At 66.5% G+C, this 24,015-nt stretch carries 20 protein-coding genes and 1 rRNA gene; 5 read left to right on the forward strand and 16 right to left on the reverse strand.

From position 1 onward, the window contains the following. Positions 1-43: 43 nt before the first annotated feature. The 8 genes from WS49_RS12165 to phnS form a co-directional block, all read right to left on the reverse strand. Positions 44-1,576: ribosomal RNA gene (locus WS49_RS12165) — 16S ribosomal RNA — on the reverse strand. A 508-nt stretch (positions 1,577-2,084) separates the two neighbouring features. Then, positions 2,085-2,636 carry a phosphonate degradation HD-domain oxygenase gene (locus WS49_RS12170; RefSeq protein ID WP_059528354.1) on the reverse strand — a complete coding sequence of 184 codons (552 nt, stop codon included), beginning with the start codon at positions 2,634-2,636 and terminating at the stop codon, positions 2,085-2,087. 4 nt (positions 2,637-2,640) lie between these two features. Then, on the reverse strand, positions 2,641-4,095 hold the full coding sequence (gene phnY, locus WS49_RS12175) for a phosphonoacetaldehyde dehydrogenase (RefSeq protein WP_059528356.1): 1,455 nt from the start codon (positions 4,093-4,095) through the stop codon (positions 2,641-2,643). Next, positions 4,092-5,402: a phosphonoacetate hydrolase gene (phnA, locus tag WS49_RS12180; RefSeq protein WP_059528359.1), complete on the reverse strand. Its 1,311-nt coding sequence runs from the start codon at positions 5,400-5,402 to the stop codon at positions 4,092-4,094. The genes phnY and phnA overlap by 4 nt, the downstream gene beginning before the upstream one ends. Then, positions 5,399-6,268, reverse strand: coding sequence for a 2-aminoethylphosphonate ABC transport system, membrane component PhnV (phnV, locus tag WS49_RS12185; RefSeq protein ID WP_059528361.1), 870 nt, complete (start codon positions 6,266-6,268; stop codon positions 5,399-5,401). Before phnV ends, phnA begins: the two co-directional genes overlap by 4 nt. Continuing rightward, positions 6,258-7,178, reverse strand: coding sequence for a 2-aminoethylphosphonate ABC transporter permease subunit (locus WS49_RS12190; RefSeq protein WP_059528362.1), 921 nt, complete (start codon positions 7,176-7,178; stop codon positions 6,258-6,260). The genes phnV and WS49_RS12190 overlap by 11 nt, the downstream gene beginning before the upstream one ends. Further along, positions 7,156-8,259, reverse strand: a complete 1,104-nt coding sequence (gene phnT / locus WS49_RS12195; protein WP_059528364.1) for a 2-aminoethylphosphonate ABC transport system ATP-binding subunit PhnT — start codon at positions 8,257-8,259, stop codon at positions 7,156-7,158. Before phnT ends, WS49_RS12190 begins: the two co-directional genes overlap by 23 nt. Positions 8,260-8,293: 34 nt before the next feature. Next, entirely contained in the window at positions 8,294-9,385 is a 1,092-nt protein-coding gene (gene phnS / locus WS49_RS12200) for a 2-aminoethylphosphonate ABC transporter substrate-binding protein (protein WP_059528366.1), read from the reverse strand. Between the two features lie 256 nt (positions 9,386-9,641). Here phnS and WS49_RS12205 point away from each other — a divergent pair, with 256 nt between their 5' ends. After that, positions 9,642-10,751: a 2-aminoethylphosphonate--pyruvate transaminase gene (locus tag WS49_RS12205; protein ID WP_059528368.1), complete on the forward strand. Its 1,110-nt coding sequence runs from the start codon at positions 9,642-9,644 to the stop codon at positions 10,749-10,751. 105 nt (positions 10,752-10,856) lie between these two features. Here WS49_RS12205 and WS49_RS12210 read toward each other — a convergent pair whose 3' ends face one another. From WS49_RS12210 to aroQ, 3 genes are read right to left on the reverse strand one after another with little or no spacing between them, the layout of a single operon-like run. Then, positions 10,857-12,197 (reverse strand): MFS transporter, encoded by a 1,341-nt coding sequence (locus WS49_RS12210; protein WP_059528370.1) that lies wholly within the window; start codon positions 12,195-12,197, stop codon positions 10,857-10,859. Positions 12,198-12,238: 41 nt separating this feature from the next. Next, complete coding sequence (locus WS49_RS12215; protein WP_059528372.1) at positions 12,239-13,093, reverse strand: shikimate dehydrogenase; 855 nt, start codon at positions 13,091-13,093, stop codon at positions 12,239-12,241. Further along, a complete protein-coding gene (aroQ, locus tag WS49_RS12220) occupies positions 13,090-13,545 on the reverse strand; it encodes a type II 3-dehydroquinate dehydratase (protein WP_059528374.1) in 456 nt (151 codons plus the stop codon). The genes WS49_RS12215 and aroQ overlap by 4 nt, the downstream gene beginning before the upstream one ends. 257 nt (positions 13,546-13,802) lie before the next feature. Between aroQ and WS49_RS12225 the strand changes: the two genes are divergently transcribed. Together WS49_RS12225 and WS49_RS12230 are read left to right on the forward strand one after the other, a co-directional pair. After that, positions 13,803-15,695, forward strand: coding sequence for a bifunctional sugar phosphate isomerase/epimerase/4-hydroxyphenylpyruvate dioxygenase family protein (locus WS49_RS12225; RefSeq protein ID WP_059528376.1), 1,893 nt, complete (start codon positions 13,803-13,805; stop codon positions 15,693-15,695). Between the two features lie 285 nt (positions 15,696-15,980). After that, positions 15,981-16,244 (forward strand): hypothetical protein, encoded by a 264-nt coding sequence (locus WS49_RS12230; protein ID WP_059528378.1) that lies wholly within the window; start codon positions 15,981-15,983, stop codon positions 16,242-16,244. Between the two features lie 87 nt (positions 16,245-16,331). On the opposite strand, the gene WS49_RS12235 is transcribed toward WS49_RS12230, so the two are convergent. Continuing rightward, positions 16,332-17,126: an AraC family transcriptional regulator gene (locus tag WS49_RS12235; RefSeq protein WP_059528381.1), complete on the reverse strand. Its 795-nt coding sequence runs from the start codon at positions 17,124-17,126 to the stop codon at positions 16,332-16,334. Positions 17,127-17,792: 666 nt separating this feature from the next. Between WS49_RS12235 and WS49_RS12245 the strand changes: the two genes are divergently transcribed. Together WS49_RS12245 and WS49_RS12250 are read left to right on the forward strand one after the other, a co-directional pair. Beyond that, positions 17,793-18,929, forward strand: a complete 1,137-nt coding sequence (locus WS49_RS12245; protein ID WP_059529087.1) for a branched-chain amino acid ABC transporter substrate-binding protein — start codon at positions 17,793-17,795, stop codon at positions 18,927-18,929. 321 nt (positions 18,930-19,250) lie between these two features. Continuing rightward, complete coding sequence (locus tag WS49_RS12250; protein WP_059528387.1) at positions 19,251-20,561, forward strand: MFS transporter; 1,311 nt, start codon at positions 19,251-19,253, stop codon at positions 20,559-20,561. Between the two features lie 129 nt (positions 20,562-20,690). Here WS49_RS12250 and WS49_RS12255 read toward each other — a convergent pair whose 3' ends face one another. The 4 genes from WS49_RS12255 to garD form a co-directional block, all read right to left on the reverse strand. After that, entirely contained in the window at positions 20,691-21,128 is a 438-nt protein-coding gene (locus tag WS49_RS12255) for a DoxX family protein (protein WP_059528390.1), read from the reverse strand. Between the two features lie 225 nt (positions 21,129-21,353). Further along, a complete protein-coding gene (locus WS49_RS12260) occupies positions 21,354-21,809 on the reverse strand; it encodes an RbsD/FucU family protein (RefSeq protein ID WP_059528393.1) in 456 nt (151 codons plus the stop codon). 78 nt (positions 21,810-21,887) lie between these two features. Next, positions 21,888-22,280, reverse strand: a complete 393-nt coding sequence (locus WS49_RS12265) for a nuclear transport factor 2 family protein (protein ID WP_059528396.1) — start codon at positions 22,278-22,280, stop codon at positions 21,888-21,890. 181 nt (positions 22,281-22,461) lie between these two features. Next, complete coding sequence (gene garD, locus WS49_RS12270; protein ID WP_059528399.1) at positions 22,462-24,015, reverse strand: galactarate dehydratase; 1,554 nt, start codon at positions 24,013-24,015, stop codon at positions 22,462-22,464.

A 24,015-nucleotide genomic window follows, 5' to 3' on the forward strand; every position in this document is an offset into this window, starting at 1 on the left:
ACAGCCGATAAGCGTGAGCGCTCAATTTTGCGAGAAGCTCTGGAAAGGAGGTGATCCAGCCGCACCTTCCGATACGGCTACCTTGTTACGACTTCACCCCAGTCATGAATCCTACCGTGGTGACCGTCCTCCTTGCGGTTAGACTAGCCACTTCTGGTAAAACCCACTCCCATGGTGTGACGGGCGGTGTGTACAAGACCCGGGAACGTATTCACCGCGGCATGCTGATCCGCGATTACTAGCGATTCCAGCTTCATGCACTCGAGTTGCAGAGTGCAATCCGGACTACGATCGGTTTTCTGGGATTAGCTCCCCCTCGCGGGTTGGCAACCCTCTGTTCCGACCATTGTATGACGTGTGAAGCCCTACCCATAAGGGCCATGAGGACTTGACGTCATCCCCACCTTCCTCCGGTTTGTCACCGGCAGTCTCCTTAGAGTGCTCTTGCGTAGCAACTAAGGACAAGGGTTGCGCTCGTTGCGGGACTTAACCCAACATCTCACGACACGAGCTGACGACAGCCATGCAGCACCTGTGCGCCGGTTCTCTTTCGAGCACTCCCGCCTCTCAGCAGGATTCCGACCATGTCAAGGGTAGGTAAGGTTTTTCGCGTTGCATCGAATTAATCCACATCATCCACCGCTTGTGCGGGTCCCCGTCAATTCCTTTGAGTTTTAATCTTGCGACCGTACTCCCCAGGCGGTCAACTTCACGCGTTAGCTACGTTACTAAGGAAATGAATCCCCAACAACTAGTTGACATCGTTTAGGGCGTGGACTACCAGGGTATCTAATCCTGTTTGCTCCCCACGCTTTCGTGCATGAGCGTCAGTATTGGCCCAGGGGGCTGCCTTCGCCATCGGTATTCCTCCACATCTCTACGCATTTCACTGCTACACGTGGAATTCTACCCCCCTCTGCCATACTCTAGCCTGCCAGTCACCAATGCAGTTCCCAGGTTGAGCCCGGGGATTTCACATCGGTCTTAGCAAACCGCCTGCGCACGCTTTACGCCCAGTAATTCCGATTAACGCTTGCACCCTACGTATTACCGCGGCTGCTGGCACGTAGTTAGCCGGTGCTTATTCTTCCGGTACCGTCATCCCCCGGCCATATTAGGACCAAGGATTTCTTTCCGGACAAAAGTGCTTTACAACCCGAAGGCCTTCTTCACACACGCGGCATTGCTGGATCAGGCTTTCGCCCATTGTCCAAAATTCCCCACTGCTGCCTCCCGTAGGAGTCTGGGCCGTGTCTCAGTCCCAGTGTGGCTGGTCGTCCTCTCAGACCAGCTACTGATCGTCGCCTTGGTAGGCCTTTACCCCACCAACTAGCTAATCAGCCATCGGCCAACCCTATAGCGCGAGGCCCGAAGGTCCCCCGCTTTCATCCGTAGATCGTATGCGGTATTAATCCGGCTTTCGCCGGGCTATCCCCCACTACAGGACATGTTCCGATGTATTACTCACCCGTTCGCCACTCGCCACCAGGTGCAAGCACCCGTGCTGCCGTTCGACTTGCATGTGTAAGGCATGCCGCCAGCGTTCAATCTGAGCCAGGATCAAACTCTTCAGTTTAAACCTGTTACTGTTTTCGGTTCGGTTAAGAACCGGTCGCTCACTCAAAGCTGACAGGAATATGAATCACTTCATAAACCTGACTTACTTTAGTGTGAGACTCTTGATACTTTCGCTTTCTGATCCGAGGATCAGCTCGCGGCCATCAAGCGCCCACACTTATCGGCTGTTAATTTTTAAAGAGCGTTTCTGCGAGAAACCTGGAGTTTCTCAGCAGCGCTGCGTTTTCAGCAGCAGAGAAGCGAGATTATGAACCGTCTTTTTCAGCCCGTCAACAACTTTCTGAACTGCTTCGTTGCGACGACCGGGGTTCAACTTCGTGTGCGCCGGGGTTCTACCACCACCCGCGTCCGCACCGCTTCCCTTCTTCCTCCGCGCCGCGTTTCCGTTAGCGCGAAAGAGGCGTGATTCTAAGCAGCTCCCGGCGATCGCGCAAGGGGCTTCTCGAAAAAATATAAGGCCCCGCACGCTACCGCGTGCGGGGCCTTATATAGAGGCAGCCGAAGCGTCAGGCCACACGCGCCTGACGCGCCACTATCTCCATATAGTGATCGAGACCAGGCGTCACCTTGCCCTCTTCCTTCGCGGTATCGTCCCAGCGGCGCAGGCGCAGAGCGTCCTCCGCGAACGGGCGCCGCAGGAACGCCGCCGTTTCCTCTTCACTGAAGATGCCTCCCTGCAGCGCGAGGCTGCGCACCGAATCCGGCGACAGGCTCCCGAAGTAGCCGGCGTCCGTGCGGCACAGGCAACGCTTGGCGTCGACGTGCAACCGGATCGGCTCCAGCACCGCCTCGTTGAACAGCGGCCGCAGAAACGGCAGCACGTAATACTGATGCAGGTCGTCGATCCCCCGCGCGCTCGGCGTCTCGCCCTGCCGATTCAGCAGATGCCCCAGGTCGTGCAGGAACGCGGCCGCAACCAATGCGTCGTCGGCGCCCGCCTCCTCCGCCAGCAACCCGCTCTGCAACGCATGCTCCAGCTGCGTGACCGGTTCGCCGCTATACGCGACGTGACCGTGCTCGCGATACAGCCCGTGAATCTCTTCCACCGTCAGTGCCATCCGCTCACTCCCAAGGCAGCGAAAACGTCTTCAGGTTCGTGAAGCTCTTCATCGCTTCCTGAACGCCTTCCTTATAGCCGAGCCCCGAATCCTTGATCCCGCCGAACGGCGACAGCTCGATCCGGTATCCGGGCACTTCCCAGACATTCACCGTCCCGACGTTCAGCTCGTTCACGAGCCGCACGACCGCGGCCGTACTGTCCGTACAGACACCCGACGACAGCCCGAACGCCGTGCCGTTGCTGATCCGGATCGCGTCGTCGATCGTGTCGAACGCGATGACGGGCGAGACGGGGCCGAAGGTCTCCTCGCGCACGATCGTCATCGACGGATCGACGTTGTCGAGCACGGTCGGCGAATAGAGCGCCCCGCGACGCACGTTGCCGATCAGCAGGCGCGCTCCCCGCGCGACCGCCTCGCCGACCCGCGCCTCGAACAGTCGCGCCGCCGCGTCGTCGATCACCGTGCCCATTTCATTCGCGGGATCGAACGGATCGCCATATTTCCATGCGCGTGTCTTCTCGACGAGCAACTCGGTGAACGCCGGCGCGATCGAGCGCTGTACCAGGATCCGCTTGACGGCCGTGCAGCGTTGCCCCGAATTCCGGTACGAGCCGAGCACGGCCAGCGATGCGGCACGTTCCAGATCGGCGTCGTCGAGCACGATCAGCGGATCGTTGCCGCCGAGTTCCAGCACGATGCGCCGATAGCCGGCCCGCGCGGCGATCGCCTTGCCGATCGACACACCGCCCGTAAAGGTGATCAGCGATGCGTGCGGATGCGTGACGAGTTCGTCCGAGATTTCGCGCGGGTCGCCGGTCAGTACCTGCAGCATCGGCTCGGGCAAGCCGGCCTCGTAGAGCAGGTCCGCCAGATAGAACGCCGACAACGGCACCTTCTCCGACGGCTTCACGATCACGCGGTTGTTGGTCGCGATCGCCGGCGCGATCTTGTGTGCGACCTGATTCATCGGATGATTGAACGGCGTGATCGCGACGATCACGCCGTCGAGCGGCTGCCGCTGCGAAAACACGCGGCGCGCCTTGCCGTGGGGCGTCAGGTCGCACGAAAAGCTCTGCGTGTCGTCGCGCAGCGCCTCCACCGCCGCGAACTTCAGCACGTCGGCAACGCGACCGATCTCGTAGCGAGAATCCCGTTTCGACAATCCCGATTCGAGCGTGATCAGGTCGGATGCCTCCTCGGTACGCTCGCGCAGCAACGCCGCCGCGCGTTCGAGAATCTGCGAACGCTCGTAGCGCGTGAGCGCCGGCCGGTACGCCATCGCGTAGTCGAACGCGGCGCGCACGTCATCGACGCTCGCCAGCGGCACCGTGCCGACACGCGTGCCGGTATACGGATCGGTGACGTCGAGAACACGGTCGCGCGTCGCACGCGTGCCGCACCAGCGCAGCGCCTCGGCGCGAAAGGCGGGGTGATCCTGTCGGGGATGAGCCATCATGACGCGACCCGGTTCAGCACGAAATCGAAGACGTCGAAATTGCGCGGACGACGTACAGGATCGTCCCGCTCGATCCGACGGTTGAACAGCAACGGCACTTCCTGCTCGGACACGCCGCCGTGCGAACGCAGCGGCACGGTCAGGCCGGACAGGTCGTGTTCGCGCTCGCGCGTGCCGAGCGTCATGTCGCGCCGTGCGATCACGACGAGGTCGCCGATCCGGTCGGCCGGCAGCTCGAAGCGCGCGGAGGCTTCCGCGTTGTCGAGCACGAGCTCGACGCCGTCGATCCCGCCAACGCGCCACATCGCTTCGGTCCGGTCGACGCCGGGTGCCAGGTAGACGGTCGCGAACGAGCCAAGCGCGCCGTGGTGCACGACGTACGGATCGGTGATCGGCAGGATCACGCGAGCGGCCCGCGCGCCGAACCAGCCGTCGAACGCGTCCTGCAGATAGATCACGTTCGGGCGGCCCGTTGCCGGATCGTGCTTCGCGTTCATCCCGTGGTCGGCCGTGAGCCCGATCGCCCAGCCGAGCGCGTCGAGCTGCGCGAGATAGCCGTCCATCATTGCGTAGAACGCGTTCGCGCCGGCACTGCCGGGCTCGCACTTGTGCTGCACGTAATCGGTGGTCGACAGGTACATCAGGTCGACCTGGCGCGTTTGCGCAAGCCGCACGCCGGCCGCGAACACGAATTCGGAAAGCGCCGCGCTGTACACATCGGGCGACGGCAGGCCAACCCAGTCGAGCACGTCGACGATCCCGTTTTCCGCGAGATTCGCCTGCGCGGCCTTCTCGGCGGAAAAACAGATGCCCTTCATCTGCCAGCCGAGCAGCCGGCGCAGCTTGTCCTTCGCCGTGACGACGGCCACCCGCGCGCCGGCGTCGGACGCCGCCGCGAGCAGCGTGCCGGCGCGCAGGTAGGCCGGGTCGTTCATCATCACTTCGGCACCGCGTCCGCCGTCGGCGGCCGGATCCCAGAAGTAGTTGCCGCAGATCCCGTGGACCGCCGGCGGCACGCCGCAAACGATCGACAGATTGTTTGGGTTGGTGAAGGTCGGCACGACGCAGTCGGCGCGCCAGGCCGTGCCTTCCGCGATCATCCTGCCGATGAACGGCGCGACGCCCGCATCCACCGCGCGCTCGAGATAATCGTACTCGCAGCCGTCGACGCAGACGACGACGGTCGGTTCGACCGGCAGCCGGTAGCGCCGGCCGTTGACGTCGACGGAACGCCCCGCGAGATCCGCCGATACCTTGCCGGCGGCCGGTTGCTCGCCGGGCTGCCGCAATGCGAACGCGGCGTTCATGATGCCGCCCGCTTGCCGCGCGGCACCCGCGCGGCGATCAGCAGCAGCGCCGCGAGCGACGCGCCGAGCATCAGCAGCGACAGCGCCGATGCCGGAAGGTAATAGCCGCGCTCGACCTGACCGATCACGACGATCGGCACGGTCGCGAAACCCGGCGGGTAGACGGTCAGCGTCGCGCCGAGTTCGCCGAGCGACAGCGCGAAGCCGAGCGCGAGGCTCGCGCGCAGCGCCGGCACGAGTTGCGGCAGCAGTACGCGGCGCAGCACCATCGCGGGCGGCGCACCGAGGCTCGCCGCGGCTTCGCGCAGCACGGTCAGCTCCGGGCGCAGCGCGGCGGCCGCGCAGCGATAGCAGAACGGCAGAATCAGCGCGAGTTGCACGAGCACGACGATCGCGGCGGAACTCGACAGGTCGAGCGGCTTCTGGTGATACGCGATCAGCACCGCAAGCCCGAGCACGACGCTCGGCACGCCGTTCGGCACCATCACGAGCGCATCGACCAGCGCGCCGAAGCCGCGCCGGTCGCGCCGGTCGCGCCCTTCGAGCGCGAGTGCGAGCCACAGCCCGAGGATCGTGCCGATCGCCGACACGCCGAAGCCGATCTCGAGGCTCGTCAGCAGCGCGTCATATTCTGGCGAACCGAGCCGCTCGAACCAGCGCATGCTGTAGCCGGCCGGCAGGATCGTGCCCGACCACTGCGTCGACACGCTCGACAGTGCAACGACGATGACCGGCAGCACGAACAGCCAGAAGCAGGCGAACGCGGCCAGCGCAAGCGCCGCGCGCGACGCATGCTTGAGCAGCGTGTCGCCCCAGCCGATCCGATGGCGCGGCACGGCTTGCCCGATACGAAATTCAGCGGACATCGTTCCCTCCCGTCGCACGCCGGTTTACCCGGCGATAAACCGCATAAAGCGCCAGCGACAGCGCGAGCATCACGACCGCGCCGGCCGACGCGGTCGGCAGGTCGAGGTCGACGGTCGCGCTGCTGTAGATCGCGACCGGCAGCGTCACGAGCCGCGCGCTGCCGAGCACGAGCAGGATGCCGAACTCGTTCAGCGTCAGCAGGAAGCACAGCACGGTGCCGGCGGCGATGCCCGGCCACGCGATCGGCAGCACGACGCGGTGCGCGAGCATCCAGCCGGACGCGCCGAGGCTGCGTGCCGCCTCGATCAGGCGCAGGTCGAGCGTCGCGAACGACGCGAGCGTCGGCCGCACGACGAACGGCGTATAGAACACGGTCTGCGCGAGAATCACGCCGCCGATGCCGAACAGGAAATCGAGCGGCGGGGTCTCGAGATGGAACAGGTGCTGCAGCGCGATGCTGATCGAGCCTTGCGAGCCGTACAGGAAGATCAGCGTGAACGCGACGAGGAACGACGGGAACGCGACGTACAGTTCCAGGAAGCGCGTGACGAGCGATGCGCCCGGAAACGGCTTGAAGAACAGCAGCGCGGCCAGCAGCACGCCAAGCACCGACGCCGTGCCGGCGCTCGCGAACAGCACGCCGACGGTCGTCAGCAGCACGTTGCGCGTATCGGGGTTGCCGAAGAACGTCCGGTACGCGGCAAAGCTCAGCCCGTGATCGCCGGACACGCTCAGCAGCACGAGCCGCACCAGCGGATAGACGACGAGCGGGCCGAGCACGACGATCGCGAGCGCGGCGAGGTGCAGATCGCCCACGCGCTTGCGGCGCCGCGCGGCGGCGGCATGCGCGGCGGCCGACGCGAGCACGTGCGGCGGCAGGCCGGCTTCAGGGCGCGATAAGGACGACATCGTCTGCCTCGCAATGCAGGGAAACGCGCGCCCCGCGCTCGGGAGCCGCGCCGCGGCCGCGTTGCATCGTGACGCGCACGGGCTCGTCGGGTGCCGCGTCGATCACGACCGCGATCGACAGGTCGGCGCCCTGCCATTCGACCGACGACACCGTGCCGTGCAGGCCGCCCGCCGCGAGCGGCATCACGGTCAGGCGCTCGGGACGCACGCATGCGACCTTGCCGCGCACGTCGTGACGCGGGTCGCCGAGCGGGAAGATCACGTGCGGCGGCAGCAGGTTGGCCGGGCCGAGATAGCGCGCGACGTAGCCGTCCCGCGGCGCGTCGTACAGTTGCTGCGGCGTGCCGAGCTGCGCGATGCGGCCGTCGCGCATCAGCAGCGCGCGGTCGGACAGCACGAGCGCGTCGTCGCGGTCGTGCGTCACGCAGACGACGGTCAGGTTCGGCAGGCGCTCGTGCAGCGCCTTCAGCTCGCTGCGCACCGACGCGCGCAGGTTGGCGTCGAGCGCCGACAGCGGTTCGTCGAGCAGCAGCACGTCCGGCTCGATCACGAGCGCGCGGGCCAGCGCGACGCGCTGCTGCATCCCGCCCGACAGTTGCGCGGGCAGGTGGTGGCCGGCCTCGCCGAGCTGCACGAGCTTCAGCGCGTCGGCGACGCGGCGCGTCACTTCCGACGAGGCCATCCCGCGCGCGCGCAGCCCGAATGCGACGTTCTCGAACACCGACAAGTGCGGGAACAGCGCGTAATTCTGGAACAACAGACCGAGATTGCGCTTGTGCGGCGGCGCATGGGTCAGGTCGCGTCCGGCCACGGTCAGTGTGCCGGTCAGGCCATCGGCCTTCACGAACCCGGCGATGAAGCGCAGCAGCGTAGTCTTGCCGCAGCCGCTCTTGCCAAGCACGGTCAGAAATTCACCGGCGCCGATCGACAGCGACAGATCTTCCAGCACCGTGCGTGCGCCGTAGCGCACGCTCAGGTGTTCGATCTGCACGCCGCCCGGCGCGCCGGACCGCAGCGTGGCGCGCGGTTCGGCGGCGCCGAATGCGCCGGGATGGGTCAGGGTGGTTTCCACCGGGTTCATCCTCTTGCTCGCTAATACAGGCGGCGTGTGCCGATCACTTCGGCTTGACGACGTCGAGCTGCTTGCCCGAGCTGCCGATCACGTCCTTCTTCCAGCGCTCGATCCACACCGGCTTCTTCGCCATCACCTGCGCCCAGTCGACCGGGATCAGCTTCACGCCCGCGATCGCCTTCTTGACCGCTTCGCCGTTCTTGCCGGCCAGCGGCACGTCCGTGCGGCCCGGGATGCCGTACATGTCCGGCACTTTCGACTGCACGTCCGTCGACATCAGGTAGTCGATCAGCTTCTTGCCGGCGTCCTGGTTCGGGCCGCTCTTGATCAGGCCGATGCCGTACGGCAGCTGGAAGGTGGTCGGCTGGTCGCCGTCCTTCGCGGCCAGGAAGATCGGCTTGACGGCCAGCGCGCCGTGCTCGGCGTCGTCGAGATCCATCTGCAGGTCGCCGTTCGCGACGCTGATCTCGTTACGCGACAGCAGCACGTTCAGGTAGCCCGTGCCCTTCGTGTGGAATTTCACGCTCTGCGACAGCTTCGCGAGGTAGTCGAACGCCTTGTCCTCGCCCATCAGCGACGTCGTCAGGATCAGCACGGCCATCCCGTCGCCGGCCGTGGCCGGGTTCGAGTACGCGACCTTGCCCGCGTAGGCCGGCGACAGCAGGTCCGCGAACGTCTTCGGCTGGTTCTTCACGACGTCCGGGTTGATCGCGAACGAGAAGTAGTTGTTCACGAACGTCGCCCACGTGCCGTCTTCCGCCTTCGCGATCGCCGGCACGTTCTTGTAGTTGACGCTCTGGTACGGCTGCAGCAGGCCCATCTGGCCGGCTTGCTGGATGAACGGCGGCAGCGTGACGATCACGTCCGCCTTCGGCGAGTTCTTTTCGATGTTCGCGCGGTTGACGACCTCGCCGCTGCCCGCCGTCACGATGTTCACCTTGACGCCTTCCTTCTTCTCGAACGCCGGCAGCACATCGCGATAGAGATTCTCGAGACCGTCCGCCGTATACAGCACGACCGCGTTCGCCGCATGCGCGGGCATCGCGGCGCCTTGCAGCAGACCGGCGGCGCAGGCGGCCAGCGCGAGCTTGCGGAACGCGCCGGCAGCGGCGCGCGAGGAATTCTGCAGTGTCATCTCACTTCTCCGTAGGCGGAACACCAAACGGCCGGGGCACGATCCGGCTCCTTTCAGTCGGACAGACCGACGACCGGCCTGCCTCGCTGCCGCGCTGCAGGTGGTCTCGCGCGGCAACCGAAGGATCACAGCGTTCGATGACAACGCCGTGACGCGCGCCACAATTTCCACAAAATGACACATTTCGCCAATATCATGCAAGTCGCCCAGAAATGCCAACCCGGCGTTTCGTCCGATCTCTGCTGGAGAAAAAGCCATGCCCGCCCCGATTCTGCTCACGCCCGGCCCGCTCACCACGTCCGCCACAACACGCCACGCAATGCAACATGACTGGGGCTCGTGGGACGCCGCTTTCAATCAATTGACGGCCAGCGTCTGCGCGGATCTCGTCACGATCGCGCGCGGCGGCGACGAATACGTGTGCGTGCCGATGCAAGGCAGCGGCACGTTTTCGGTCGAGGCCGCGCTGGGCACGCTGGTGCCGCGCGACGGCGTCGTGCTGGTGCCGGACAACGGCGCGTATTGCGCGCGCATCCTGAAAATCCTCGGCCGGCTCGGCATCGAGGCGATCGCGCTGCCGTTCGGCGAGGACGCCGCGGTCGCCCCGGCGGCGATCGAAGCCGCGTTCGCGCGCGAGCCGCGCATCACGCACGTCGCGCTGGTGCATCTGGAAACGAGCGCCGGCATCCTGAATCCGCTCGACGCGATCGCGGCCGCGTGCCGCCGGCACGGCAAGCGGCTGATCGTCGACGCGATGAGTTCATTCTGCGCGTTGCCGATCGCGCTGGCGGACAGCGGGATCGACGCGCTGATCTCGGCGAGCGGCAAGTGCCTGGAAGGCGTACCGGGGATGGGGTTCGCCATCGTGCGGCGCGACGCGCTCGACGCGTGCGAAGGCAACTCGCCCTCGCTCGCGCTCGATCTCCATGATCAGTACGCCTACCTGCGCAAGACGGGCCAGTGGCGCTTCACGCCGCCGACCCACGTGATCGCCGCGCTGCGCGCCGCGCTCGACCAGTACCTGGCCGAAGGCGGCCAGCCCGCGCGCGGCGCGCGCTATGCGGAGAACTGCCGGACCTTGATCGAATCGATGCGCGCGCTCGGCTTCACGCCGTTCCTCGACGCCAGCGTGCAGGCGCCGGTAATCGTCACGTTCCATGCGCCCGACCATCCGGCCTACGATTTCCGCCGCTTCTACGACGCGGTGCGCGACGCGGGCTTCATCCTGTATCCGGGCAAACTGACGCAACGCGAGACGTTCCGCGTCGGCTGCATCGGCGCGATCGATGCCGGCGACATCCGGCGTGCGGTCGCGGCGATCGCGCTCGCGGTCGAATCGCTCGGGATTGCCGTGCAGCGCGCGTGAGCGCTGACGCATGCCACGGCCCGCAAGCGGGGAACGCAGAAACAAAAAAGCCCGGCGACCCACAGGTCGCCGGGCGAACGCACCGAGAGTGCGTGGAGCCGGTACTTACAGTTCGATCCGCTTGATGTCGCCGACGACGAAGATGTACGACAGCGCACCGATCAGCGCGATCACGCCGATGAACACGAGCGCGCCGACGAACGATCCGGTCGATGCGACGATGAAGCCGACGACGAGCGGCGTGATGATGCCCGCGAGGTTCGCCGCGAAGTTGAAGATGCCGCCGGTCACGCCGAGCAGACCGTCCGGCGCGATGTCGGACACGAGCGTCCAGCCGAGCGCGGCCATCCCCTGCGCGAAGAATGCGACCGACATGATCGCGATCACGGCTTCGTTGCTTTGCACGTAGTTCGCGAGAATGATCGTCGACGCGAGCAGCAGGCCGGCGATGATCGGCAGCTTGCGCGCGAGGTTCGCGGACTTGCCGCGGCGCAGCAGCCAGTCGGAGAATATCCCGCCGAACATCACGCCGACCGACGCGGCGATGAACGGCATGATCGCGAAGAAGCCGATCTTCAGCCAGCCCATATGGCGCTCGGTCGCGAGATAGGTCGGGAACCAGGTCAGGAAGAACACGAGCGTCGAGTTGCCGGCGAACTGGCCGAGGCAGATACCCGCGAGCTGGCGCTTCTTCAGCAGCCGGCCGGCCATCGACCAGCTGAACTTGGCCTGCGCGGGCTTGCCGCCCTTGTCTCCGTCCTTGCGCGCGCCGTGCACGAGACCGCCGCCCGCTTCGATGTACGCGAGCTCTTCCGAATTAGCGGCCGGATGGTTGCGCGGCTCGTGATAGAACTTCCACCAGACCAGACCGAACACGATGCCGACCGCGCCGACGACCCAGAACAGCGAGCGCCAGCCGAACGCACCCATCAGCGCGAACAGCACGGGGCTGAAGAACGCGAGGCCGATGTACTCGCCGACGGTGTAGGTGCCGGTCGCCATCGCGCGCTCGTTCTGCGGGAACCACGTCGCGACGACCCGGCTGTTGGTCGGGAAACACGGCGCTTCCGTCACGCCGAGGCCGAGCCGGCATGCGAGCAGCGTCCCGACACCGGGCACGAAGCCCTGCAGCAGCGTGCACAGCGACCACAGCGTCATCGACCAGTAATAAGTGATCTTGCTGCCGAAGCGGTCGAGGAACAGACCGCCGGGCACCTGCATCGCGACGTACGTCCACGAGAACGCGGAGAACATGATGCCCATCACCGCCGCGTTGATGCCGAGCTCCTTGGTGAGCTGCGGCGCAGCCACCCCCAGCACGGTACGGTCGAGATAGTTGATCATCGTGCCGATCGCGAGCAGCGCGAGGATCTTGTAGCGCGCCGAGGTCCGCCGGACCGTACCGGCCGCCGCGGACGCGGCGTTCGTGTGGGTGGTGTGCTGCATGGTTGTCTCCTGGTCTATTTTTCAGCTAGTCGGTAGAAGGGTCAGCGTGCGACGAGCGACTGAAAGTGTTCGAACATCCGCTCGTCGTCCGGCGTTCGTCCGGTGAAGATCTCGAACGCATCGACGGCCTGGTACACGGCCATCCCGCCGCCCGGCAGCGTCGCGCAGCCGGCCGCGCGCGCCGCGCGGATCAGTTCGGTTTCGAGCGGGAAATACACGATGTCGGCGACCCACATTCCCGCGCGGAGCAGCTCGGCCGGCAGCGGCAGGCCCGGATGCTTGGCCATGCCGGTCGGCGTGCAATGAATCAGGCCGGTCGCGGCCTGCATCGCGGCCGCGAGATCGCTGCCCGGCGTGACCCGGGCGGCCGGGAAGCGCTGCTGCAGCTCGCCCGCGAGCGCGACGGCACGCGTGCCGTCGACGTCGAAGATCGTCAATTCGGCGGCGCCCATCTGCAGCGCGGCATGCGCGACGGCCGCACCCGCGCCGCCCGCGCCCAGCTGCACGACACGCTCGAGCGACGCGTCGGGCAACCCGCGGCGGAACGACTTCGCGAAACCCGACCAGTCGGTGTTGTGGCCGATCCGCTTGCCGTCCTTGAACAGCACCGTGTTCACCGCGCCGAGCGCGCGCGCGTCGTCCGACAGCGCGTCGAGGTGCTCGATCACGCGCTGCTTGCACGGATGCGTGATGTTGAGCCCGTTGTAGCCCATCCGCTGCGCGGCATCGAGCAGCTCCGGCAGCGCGTCGGCGGTCACGCCGAGCACGTCGAGATCGATGCGCCGGTACACGTAGCCGAATCCCTGGCGGAAACCTTCTTCCTCATGCATCGCGGGCGACAGCGAACCGCCGATGCCCTGGCCGATCAGGCCGATCAGAAAAGACGGGCGGCTCATCGTGCGGCTCCCTGCGCAAAAAGGGTCGACAGGCGCTGCAGCGCGAATACGTAGCCTTCGGTGCCGCAGCCGCAGATCACGGCTTCGGCCACCGCCGACACATACGAGTGGTGACGGAATGCCTCGCGACGATGCACGTTCGAGATATGCACCTCGATCACGGGTTTCGCGATCGCGGACAGCGCGTCGGCCAGCGCGACCGACGTGTGCGTATACGCGGCCGGGTTGATCACGATGCCGTGCGTATCGTGACGCGCGGCGTGCAGCCAGTCGATCAGCTGGTGCTCGGCGTTCGATTGGCGGAAGTCGATCTCCAGTCCGAGCCCCTCGGCCGCCGTGCGGCAGCGCTGCTCGACGTCGGCAAGGGTTTCCGCGCCGTAGATGTGGGGCTCGCGGGTCCCCAACAGATTCAGGTTCGGGCCGTTCAGCACCAGCACCTTGTGCTTGCTCATGGTGTTTCTGCTCCTAAAACGGGGGCGCATCGCTAGCCGACTTCGCCCCTTGACGTCAAGATTTGGCGCTAGTGTGCGCTTGCGCAAGCGCAATGTCTTTTCGGGTTTTCGCTAATTTGTACCATCTAGTTAGTTTGTATAATTCGCCATACTCCCCTAGTAAATTCGGGATGTGGCGCCCGCAGGTCGTTCAACGACTGGTTCATTCCGGCCCGATCCGGCCGACGCCACGCCCCGCTCACCCGCAGGATTCGCCCATGCAGCGCTCGATCGCCACCGTGTCACTGTCCGGCACGCTCGCCGAGAAGCTCACCGCCATCCAGGCCGCCGGCTTCGACGGCGTCGAAATCTTCGAGAACGACCTCGTCTACTTCGATGGATCGCCCGCCGACGTGCGGCGCATGGCCGCCGATCTCGGCCTCGACATCGTGCTGTTCCAGCCGTTTCGCGACTTCGAGGGCGTGAGCCCGGCCCAGCTCGCCCGCAATCTCGACCGCATCCGCCGCAAGTTCGACGTGATGCACGCGCTCGGCACCGACCGCATCCTGGTGTGCAGCAGCGTGGCGCCCGACACGATCGCGGACGACGCGCTGCTGGTCGACCAGCTCGGCACGCTCGCCGAAGCCGCGCGCCAGGCCGGCGTGGTCGCCGCGTACGAGGCGCTCGCGTGGGGGCGCGTCGTGAACCGGTACAGCCACGCATGGCAGCTCGTGAACGCGGTGAACAGCCCGCATCTCGGCCTCGCGCTCGACAGCTTCCATACGCTGTCGCTCGACGATTCGCCGGACGCGATCGCCGACATCCCGGGCGATCGGATCGCGTTCGTGCAGATCGCCGACGCTCCGAAGCTCGCGATGGACGTGATCGAATGGAGCCGCCACTTCCGCTCGTTTCCCGGCCAGGGCGACTTCGACCTCGCGCGCTTCACGGCCCGCGTGATCGAGTCCGGTTATACGGGGCCGCTGTCGCTCGAAATCTTCAACGACGGCTTCCGCGCCGCACCGACCGCGATCACGGCCGCCGACGGCCACCGCTCGCTGCTCTATCTGGAAGAACTGACGCGCGCGAGGCTCGCGCAGGACGGCCGCGCGCCCGCCGCCGGCCAGCCGCTGTTCGCGCCGCCGGCGCCGCCCGCGCACGTCGGGTTCCAGTTCATCGAATTCGCGGTCGACGCGCAGGCGGCAGCCACCGTCGGCGAATGGCTCGGCCGGATGCGATTCCGGCTCGCGGGCCGTCATCGATCGAAGGACGTGACGCTGTTTCAGCACGGCGCCGCGTCGATCGTGCTGAACGCCGAGCGCGACTCGTTCGCCGACGCGTTCTTCCAGCAGCACGGGTTGTCGCTGTGCGCGTCGGCGTTCCGCGTCGACGATGCGAAAGTGGCATTCGAACGCGCGGCTGGCTTCGGCTACGCGCCGTTTTCCGGGCGCGTCGGCCCGAACGAGCGCGTGCTGCCGGGCGTGCAGGCGCCGGACGGCAGCCTCGAATATTTCGTCGACGAGACGCCGAACGCGCCAACGCTGTATGAATCGGACTTCGTGCTGACCGACATCGACGGCCCCAGCGAGGTCGGCCCGCTGACGGGCATCGATCACGTCTGCCTCGCGCTCCCGGCCGACGCGCTCGATACGTGGATCCTGTTCTTCAAGACCGCCTTCGGCTTCGAGGCCGAGCGCAGCTGGCTCGTGCCCGATCCGTACGGCCTGATGCGCAGCCGCGCGGTGCGCAGCGCCGACGGCTCGGTGCGGATCGCGCTGAATGCGTCGGTCGACCGCCATACGGCCGTCGCCGAATCGCTCGACCGCTATCACGGCACGGGGCTGAACCACGTCGCGTTCCGGACCGACGACATCGTGAAGACGGTCGCCGCGTTCGCGGCCGACGGCGTGCCGTTCCTGCGGATTCCGCCGAACTATTACGACGATCTCGCCGCGCGCTACGCGCTGCCGGACGAGCTGATCGACACGCTGAGCGCCCACCATCTGCTGTACGACCGCGACGACGACGGCGGCGAATTCCTGCATGCGTATACGGAACTGGTCGACAACCGCTTCTCGCTCGAAATCGTCGAGCGGCGCGGCGGCTACGATGGCTACGGCGCGGCCAACGCGGCCGTGCGGCTCGCCGCGCAAGCCCAGCGCAGGAAATAAGGGAGCAAGCGAATGTCGCGCAGGGGCGAATCGAACGAGAAAACTACGTCGACCCTGCGACGTGCGACGCGCGGACGCACCGTCGTGGTGAATACCGCGGCGGCGCCCCGCCCGGCAAGGCCGGCGGCTCGGCGCCGAAAACCGCCGCCGGGCGGAGGTTACATCCGGTAACGCACGCCGCACTGCAGCATCGGCCCGGCCACCGCGGTTTTAAGAATCGCTTAAGTCTTCGACGGCACCATCCGCAACCAGTACCCGACGGATATCTCGAAAAGGAGGACAGCGATGAGCGCCGTAGATGCACCCGCGGGCCGCCCGGCCGCCCCCCCTGTGAAAAAGACGATGCTGCGCCGTTTGCTCAGCCATCATGAAATCGCGACGCTGCTCGTGCTGCTGCACGCACCGATCGGCGCGAACGCCAAACCCGAATTGCCCGCACTGCAGGAAGCCGGCCTCGTCGAGATGATCAAGCTCGACGCCGACACGGCACCGAGCTTCCGGCTGACCGAGGACGGCACGGCCGTCCTGAAAGGCCTCGGCTACCGCTGAGCCGCCGCTTTCCCGCTTCCTTTCCCCGCTTCGTACTCTCGCACCGCCCCGATCCTTCAGACCCGCCGGCGCGCCCGGCGCGTCACTTCACCCTGCCCGGTCCTGCAGCATCAGCCGGTATTCCGTCGGCGTCATGCCGACCGTCGCCTTGAACTGGCGCGTGAACGCGCTGTGATCCGTATAACCGCATAGCGCCGCGACGTCGGTCACCTTGTCGTGCGTGACGAGCAGCGCCGTGGCCGCGTCGAGCCGCGTTTTCAGCAGCACCTGGCGCGGCGTCAGGTGAAACACCTTGTGGAAGTAGCGTTCGAGCTGCGCGACCGACATCCCGGCCATCTGCGCAAGCTGCTTCAGGTTCAGCGGTTGCACGTAGTGATCCTGGATGTGCTGCACCACGTCGGCGAGCTTGCTGTAGGCCGGATGCGATCCCTCGTGCGCCTTCAGGTCGCGCGAGATGCCCGCGAGACCGACCACCTTGCCGGCCGCGTCGCGCAGCGGCTCCTTGCAGGTCAGGCACCAGCCCGGCTGGCGGCCCGGATACAGATGCAGCTCGAGCTGGTCCATCAGCTGCTGGCCGGCGGTGATCGTCGCCATGTCCTGTTCGAAGTAGGTCCGGCCGAAGCGGCGCGGAAACACCTCGTCGGTCGTCTTGCCGAGCAGGTCGCGCTTGTCCTTGTAGCCGCAGCGCATCGCCAGCGTGCGGTTGACGAGCGCGTAGCGGCCGTTCGCGTCCTTCACGAAGAACGCGACGTCGGGCAGTGCGTCGAACACCGGCTCGAGCAGGCGGAAGTGCGCGAGCATCGCGCCGAGATCGGCGTTGTCGGGCTGGTAGCGCAGCGTATCGGACAGGCTCATGGGCGGTGCGGCAAGAAAGGTCGTCATCCCGGCATTGGCGAAGGGAGTGGCTGATGGCGTCGATTATAGGAGCGCGCTCGAGAACACGTCGTGGCGATCTCGGACAAGCGATCGGGCGGCCCGATGAACGGCGGTCCGCGCAACGCGCCGCCGATCGGCGACGATCAGCGACGATCGGGGGGCCGCATACGTCGGCGCATCGTACGCCGTGCGGTTGTGCGCGCAACCACTGCGGCGCGCTTGTCGGGGGCGCCGATTTCGCATCGGCCCGCTGCATGGCGCCGGGCATCCGTCGGCAACGTCGGCGATATCGATGCACCCCGCTGGCGCCGCGACAACCCGCGCCCGGACCCGCCATCCTAGAAATGCCGGCGTGTCGCGTCTTGGCGCGATTGCGCATTCCACATGACGATTTCGGCACATATCAGGGTTATCGACGATATGCCGAAATCGTCGCCGGCCGCGCATCGAACGCGCAAGACGCGCGCATTTTCGCTACCTAGACTTCGATCAACGGTTACGAGACGACATCCCGCCGACGCCGCGCACGCCGATTCCGGCACAACCCGCGCGGCGCATGGCACACACCGCAAGGCTGTCGCAACGGCCTGCGGACCGATACGTCTCGCCCGGTTTACCGCACCGGCCCGCTGGCCGGCGGCGGCCCAACCACGCCATCAAGGGGAAGTGAAAGTGAAGCTGAAGGTATCGCACGTCGCGCTGGCCGCTGCCTGCGCACTGTCGGGCGCACACGCCATCGCCGCCGACGTCGTCAAGATCGGTTTCGCCGCACCGCTGACGGGGCCGCAGTCGAACTACGGCACGGACATGCAGAAGGGCGTGCAGCTCGCGATCGCCGATTTCAACGCGACGCATCCGACGATCGGCGGTCAGCCGGTCACGTTCCAGCTCGACTCGCAGGACGACCAGGCCGACCCGCGCACCGGCACGACGGTCGCGCAACGGCTGATCGACGACAACGTCCGCGGCGTCATCGGCCACTTCAACTCGGGCACGAGCATTCCGGCGTCCGACCTGTACGATCGCGCGGGGCTGCCGCAAATCTCGATGGCGACGTCGCCGCAATACACGGCGCGCGGCTACAAGACGACCTACCGGCTGCTGACGAGCGACGCGCAAGCGGGCCGCATCGTCGGCACATACGCGGTGAAGACGCTGCGCTTCAAGCGCATCGCGATCATCGACGACCGCACGGCCTACGGCCAGGGCATCGCCGACGAATTCGCGAAGGCCGTGCAGGCCGCCGGCGGCACCATCGTCAAGCGTGATTTCACGAACGACAAGGCGCTCGACTTCTCTGCAATCCTGACCAACCTGAAGGGCATCAACCCCGACGCGATCTTCTACGGCGGCGGCGACGCGCAGTCTTCGCCGATGATCCGCAAGATGCGCCAGCTCGGGATGAAGGCCGCCTTCGTGACCGGCGAGATGTCGCGCTCGCCGACGTTCCTGAAGGTCGGCGGCGAAGCGGCCGAAGGCGCGATCGTCTATATGGGCGGCCTGCCGAAGGAAAAGATGCCGGGCTTCGCCGGCTACGCATCGCGCTACAAGGCACGCTTCAATGAAGACGTGATCACCTATTCGCCCTACTCGTACGACGGCACGATCGCGCTGCTCACCGCGATGAAGGATGCAAACTCGACCGACCCGAAGGTTTACACGCCGTATCTCGGCAAGGTGTCGATCAAGGGCGTGTCGGCGCCGAGCATCGCGTACGACGCGAAGGGCGACCTGAAAGATGCGCCGGTGACGATCTACAAGGTCGAGCACGGCGCGTTCAAGCCGGTCGACACGATCGCCGGCAACTGATCGAGCAGCCCCTGTCACGCGCGCGGCGCGGCAAGCGGTTCACCCGCCTGCCGCGCCGCGCGCGTTTCGTCCCGACGAAGTCCGAAGCATTCCTCGGCGCGCCCCCGCGCGCACGCATTTCGCGCTCCTGTAGAATCCCCCCACCCGCTTTGACGCTTCGTCTGCGTCGTGCCCCATCCCGGTGCGACGGTGCGTGTCGCGTGCCCATCCGGCGCTCGGCACACGCTCGACGACGCAAGCCGCGCCTTGCCAGTCCATGCCGATAGCGGGTTCTGGAGACGCAGCACCGACAACAACATTCGAAAACCGATCGTCCTGACCATGCAAGCTTCCGAATTGAGCGGCGTGCCTCGCGCCGCCGAACGCGCGCTCACGCGCAGCGACTATAAAACTCTTGGCCTTGCCGCACTCGGCGGCGCTCTCGAGTTCTACGACTTCATCATCTTCGTGTTCTTCGCACCCGCGATCGGACAGCTGTTCTTCCCGCACGACATTCCCGACTGGCTGCGCCAGCTGCAGACGTTCGGCATCTTCGCGGCCGGCTATCTCGCGCGCCCGCTCGGTGGCGTGATCATGGCGCACTTCGGCGACCTGTTCGGCCGCAAGCGGATGTTCACGCTGAGCGTGCTGATGATGTCGGTGCCGACGCTGCTGATGGGCCTGCTGCCGACCTACGACTCGATCGGCATCCTCGCGCCGGTGTTGCTGCTGCTGTTCCGCGTGCTGCAGGGCGCGGCAGTCGGCGGCGAAGTGCCGGGCGCATGGGTGTTCGTGTCGGAGCACGTGCCGTCGCGCCACATCGGCTATGCGTGCGGCACGCTGACCGCGGGCCTCACGGCCGGCATCCTGCTCGGCTCGCTGGTCGCTGCCGGCATCAACAGCCGTTACTCGGGCGCCGAAGTCACCGCGTTCGCGTGGCGCATTCCGTTCCTGCTCGGCGGCGTGTTCGGCCTGTTCTCCGTGTACCTGCGCCGCTGGCTGCACGAGACGCCGGTGTTCGCCGAGATGAAGGCGAAGAAGGCGCTCGCGGCCGAGATTCCGCTGAAGGCCGTGCTGCGCGACCACGGCCGCGCGGTAATCGTGTCGATGCTGCTCACGTGGATGTTGTCGGCGGCGATCGTCGTCGTGATCCTGATGACGCCCGCGCTGCTGCAGAAGCAGTTTCACCTGACGCCCGCGACCACGCTGTTCGCGAACAGCATCGCGACGCTGTGCCTGACGGCCGGCTGCATCACCGCCGGCTCGCTCGCGGGCTGGATCGGCGCGAAGCGCGTGCTCGGCATCGGCGGCCTCGTGCTGGCCGCGTGCTACTACCTGCTGTTCGCGCAGGTCGCGGCCGACGCGTCGACGCTGCCGCTGTACTACGGGATCGCCGGCTTCGCGGTCGGCACGATCGGCGCGGTGCCGTTCGTGATGGTGAAAAGCTTCCCGGCCGTCGTGCGCTTCTCGGGCATCTCGTTCTCGTACAACGTCGCGTATGCGATCTTCGGCGGCCTGACGCCGGTGATCGTGTCGCTGATGATGAAGTCGAACCCGCTCGCGCCGGTCGTGTACGTCGCGACGATTTGCGTGCTCGGCGCGATCGCCGTGCAGTTCTCGAAGGATGCGAAGGACCTGAAGGACGCGCGCTGAACCCCGGCGCGCATGCGCCGGCTGGATGAACAAAGGGCCGAATCCCGCGATGTGCGGGGTTCGGCCCTTTTGATTTGGTTCAGCGCGACGCGCGACGTGCGAGCGTCGCGCCGTTCTGCCCGGTTCGACTCAGCGCAGCGCGCCGTACGACGAACTCGGCCGGCGCAGCGCGTCGATGCTCGCGCCGCCCGCGCCGGTCACGAACAGCAGCAGGAAGCCGCCGGCGATCGCGATGTTCTTCCAGAAGTGGATCACCATGTCGTGCTGGACCGCGGCGTCGGTCGCGTCCCAGAAATTGTGTCCGACCATCGCGGTCGCGACCGTATAGAACGCCATCAGCAATGCAAGCGGCTTCACCTTGTAGCCGACGATCAGCAGCAGGCCGCCGAGCGCTTCGATCGTGACGACGACCGGGCCCGTGACCTGCGGATAGGGCACGTTCAGCCCATGCAGATAGCCGATGAAATCGCTGTAGCCGAGCAGCTTCATCACGCCGCCCCACAAGAACAACGCCGCCAGCGCCAGGCGTGCGAAAAAAATGACGCCGGAATCGACGGAACGCGTCATGCCTCTCTCCTCGTATGCAATTCGGCCGTCCGCGCGAGGCGTGCCCGCGCGGTTCGGAGCCGCGCGGCCCTGTCGGGCCCGCGGCAAATGGGCCAGCATAGAGGGTCTTTTCGCGGTGTCCAAGAAAAAGGTTGTAGCAAATCTTTACACCGCAGCGGCGACGCAGGCATGACGGCACCACGAAGAACGACGCCCGGCCGCCGCCGCGAATAAAGGGAACGAGCCTTAACCGGCGTCGCTCAGCAGCACGCCTTTCTTGAACAGGAAGCAGCCGTAGCCGCGCAGCTCGCCGGTGACGATCACCGCATACGCCTGTTGCGCGCGTTCGTAGAACGCGAATCGATCGACGCCCACGAGCGGCACGGCGCGCCCTTCCGCGCGATCGATTTCCGCCTGCACTTCGCGCTGCACGGGCGGCACCGCGGCCGGGTCGCCGACCACTTCCATCCGCCACGCCGGCGTCTCGACGAACGTGTCGAGCGGCAACACGGACAGCACCGCGCGCGCGACGCGCGCCGAGTCGGCGCCGTCGATGCGCAGCGCGCGACCCACCACCGTGTGTTCGGCGACGGATTCCGCCGGAAAATTCGCATCGCAAATCGCCACTTCATCTCCGTGGCCCATCGCGCGCAGCGTGTGCAGGATGTCGGCGTGCAGCAGCGGATCGAGATTCTTCAGCATGTGGGCAAGTCTCCGGGATCGGGAACGAATGGCATAAGTTACCCGATCCCGGCGGCCGCGGGGCATGCATCGCTCACGTCACGACGCCGCGCCCGGCATTTCGTCGATGAAACCCGTGACCGACTTCAGGCGGCCCGACGCATCGACGGTGCCGAAATCCGAACCCTTCACGATCGCCGCGCCGTCGGGCGACACGAGCGCCCATGAGAAGCGCAGATGCTGGCCGAATCCGTCGACGTCGGTCGTGCGGCGGAATCGGAACGCGGGGAAGCGCGCCTGCACCGCGGCGATCATCGTGTCGATGCCCGCGTGGCCGTCGCCGGCCATCAGCGGATCGCGATAGGTCGCGTCGCTCGCGTAGGTCGCATCGATCAGCGCGCGCCGGCGCGCGACGTCGGGCTCGTTCCACGCGTCGAAATAGCGGTCGATCAGGTCGGCGTGTGCGGACTGGACGGTTTGAGCGGTGTTCATGCGAGGCTCCTGGTCTGGATGAAGGGAGGACAGCGCCGCGGACATTTCGTGTTCGCGTGCCGCCATCGTCGCCGGCCTCGCATGGGCGGTCGATTACGTTCGAGGTAAGGAAATCGCGTCGCCGCAATCAAAAACGGGCGCCCGAAGGCGCCCGCATCGTCTGCCGTTGCAATCGCGCGCGTCAGGTCACCGGCGCCGGATTGAACAGCGTCAGCGCATTCGCGAGCTTCCATTGCTCGGCCCACGTGCGGCGCTTGCCGCTCGCGACGTCGAGCATCAGCCGGAACAGCTCCCAGCCCACGTCCTCGATCGACGCCGCGCCGGTCGCGATCCGCCCCGCGTCGAGATCCATCAGGTCGTGCCAGCGCCGCGCGAGATCGCTGCGCGTCGCGACCTTGATCACCGGCACCTGCGCAAGGCCGTACGGCGTGCCGCGGCCGGTCGTGAAAACGTGCAGGTTCATCCCCGCCGCGAGCTGAAGCGTGCCGCAGATGAAATCGCTCGCGGGCGTCGCCGCGTACAGCAGCCCCTTCTGCCGCGCCCGATCGCCGGGACGCACGACGCCGGCGATCGGCGCGCTGCCCGACTTCACGATCGAACCCATCGCCTTCTCGACGATGTTCGACAGGCCGCCCCTCTTGTTGCCGGGCGTCGTGTTCGCGCTGCGATCGACGCGGCCGCGCTGCAGGTAGCGGTCGTACCAGTCCATCTCGCGGATGATCTCGCGGGCGACGTCCTCGTTCGCCGCGCGCGACGTGAGCTGCGCGACGCCGTCGCGCACTTCGGTCACTTCCGAGAACATGATCGTCGCGCCCGCGCGCACGAGCAGGTCGGCCGCGAAGCCGACCGCCGGGTTCGCGGTCAGCCCCGAGAACGCATCGCTGCCGCCGCACTGCACGCCGACGACGAGATCCGACGCCGGACAGGTTTCGCGACGGCGGCGGTTCAGTCGCTCCAGATGCGATTCGGCCATCGTCATGATCGAGTCGATCATCGAGTTGAAGCCGACGTGCGCGGCGTCCTGCAGGCACACGACGCCGCCGTTGTCCGTCGCGCCGTCGGCCGCCAGCGGAATCGCGCCGGGCGGCAGCAGGCGCTCGGGCTGCAGCTTCTCGCAGCCGAGGCTCACCGTCATCACCTCGCCGCCGAAGTTCGGGTTCAGGCTGATGTTGCGCAGCGTGCGGATCGGGATGTCGGCATCGGGCGCATCGATCGCGACGCCGCAGCCATACGTGTGCTCGAGCCCGACCACGTCGTCGACATTCGGGTAACGCGGCAGCAGTTCGTCCTTGATGCGCTTCACCGCATGCTCGACTACGCCCGACACGCACTGCACGGTCGTCGTGATCGCGAGGATGTTGCGCGTGCCGACCGAACCGTCGGGATTGCGAAAGCCCTCGAACGTATAGCCTTCGAGCGGCGCCAGCGGCGGCGCCGCACGCGTGGCGAGCGGCAGGTCATCGAGCCCAGGCGGCTCGGGCATGCGCATCGTGCGCTCGTTGACCCAGCTGCCGCGACGCAGCTCCGTGAGCGCGTAGCCGATCACGACGTTGTAGCGGACGATCGGGTCGCCGGCCGCGAGGTCGACCAGCGCGACCTTGTGCCCTTGCGGCACGCCTTCGCGCAGCGTCAGGCCGTCGGCGAACGTCGCGCCCTCGGGCAAGCCGCCGTCGTTGACGACGATCGCAACGTTGTCGTCCGGGTGCACGCGGATATAAAGGGGGGAAGCAGTCAT

Source organism: Burkholderia sp. RF7-non_BP4, from assembly GCF_001521935.1.
Classification (GTDB): domain Bacteria; phylum Pseudomonadota; class Gammaproteobacteria; order Burkholderiales; family Burkholderiaceae; genus Burkholderia; species Burkholderia diffusa.

Bases quoted from the DNA above. Each gene is read 5' to 3' on its own strand.
- WS49_RS12230 (WP_059528378.1), top strand. From the start codon at position 15,981: ATGAGCGCCGTAGATGCACCCGCGGGCCGCCCGGCCGCCCCCCCTGTG.
- WS49_RS12235 (WP_059528381.1), bottom strand. From the start codon at position 17,126: ATGACGACCTTTCTTGCCGCACCGCCCATGAGCCTGTCCGATACGCTG.
- phnS (WP_059528366.1), bottom strand. From the start codon at position 9,385: ATGACACTGCAGAATTCCTCGCGCGCCGCTGCCGGCGCGTTCCGCAAG.
- WS49_RS12170 (WP_059528354.1), bottom strand. From the start codon at position 2,636: ATGGCACTGACGGTGGAAGAGATTCACGGGCTGTATCGCGAGCACGGT.
- phnT (WP_059528364.1), bottom strand. From the start codon at position 8,259: ATGAACCCGGTGGAAACCACCCTGACCCATCCCGGCGCATTCGGCGCC.
- WS49_RS12265 (WP_059528396.1), bottom strand. From the start codon at position 22,280: ATGAACACCGCTCAAACCGTCCAGTCCGCACACGCCGACCTGATCGAC.
- WS49_RS12255 (WP_059528390.1), bottom strand. From the start codon at position 21,128: ATGACGCGTTCCGTCGATTCCGGCGTCATTTTTTTCGCACGCCTGGCG.
- WS49_RS12225 (WP_059528376.1), top strand. From the start codon at position 13,803: ATGCAGCGCTCGATCGCCACCGTGTCACTGTCCGGCACGCTCGCCGAG.
- garD (WP_059528399.1), bottom strand. From the start codon at position 24,015: ATGACTGCTTCCCCCCTTTATATCCGCGTGCACCCGGACGACAACGTT.
- phnA (WP_059528359.1), bottom strand. From the start codon at position 5,402: ATGAACGCCGCGTTCGCATTGCGGCAGCCCGGCGAGCAACCGGCCGCC.
- WS49_RS12210 (WP_059528370.1), bottom strand. From the start codon at position 12,197: ATGCAGCACACCACCCACACGAACGCCGCGTCCGCGGCGGCCGGTACG.
- aroQ (WP_059528374.1), bottom strand. From the start codon at position 13,545: ATGAGCAAGCACAAGGTGCTGGTGCTGAACGGCCCGAACCTGAATCTG.
- WS49_RS12190 (WP_059528362.1), bottom strand. From the start codon at position 7,178: ATGTCGTCCTTATCGCGCCCTGAAGCCGGCCTGCCGCCGCACGTGCTC.
- WS49_RS12215 (WP_059528372.1), bottom strand. From the start codon at position 13,093: ATGAGCCGCCCGTCTTTTCTGATCGGCCTGATCGGCCAGGGCATCGGC.
- WS49_RS12250 (WP_059528387.1), top strand. From the start codon at position 19,251: ATGCAAGCTTCCGAATTGAGCGGCGTGCCTCGCGCCGCCGAACGCGCG.
- WS49_RS12260 (WP_059528393.1), bottom strand. From the start codon at position 21,809: ATGCTGAAGAATCTCGATCCGCTGCTGCACGCCGACATCCTGCACACG.
- phnY (WP_059528356.1), bottom strand. From the start codon at position 4,095: ATGATGGCTCATCCCCGACAGGATCACCCCGCCTTTCGCGCCGAGGCG.
- WS49_RS12205 (WP_059528368.1), top strand. From the start codon at position 9,642: ATGCCCGCCCCGATTCTGCTCACGCCCGGCCCGCTCACCACGTCCGCC.
- phnV (WP_059528361.1), bottom strand. From the start codon at position 6,268: ATGTCCGCTGAATTTCGTATCGGGCAAGCCGTGCCGCGCCATCGGATC.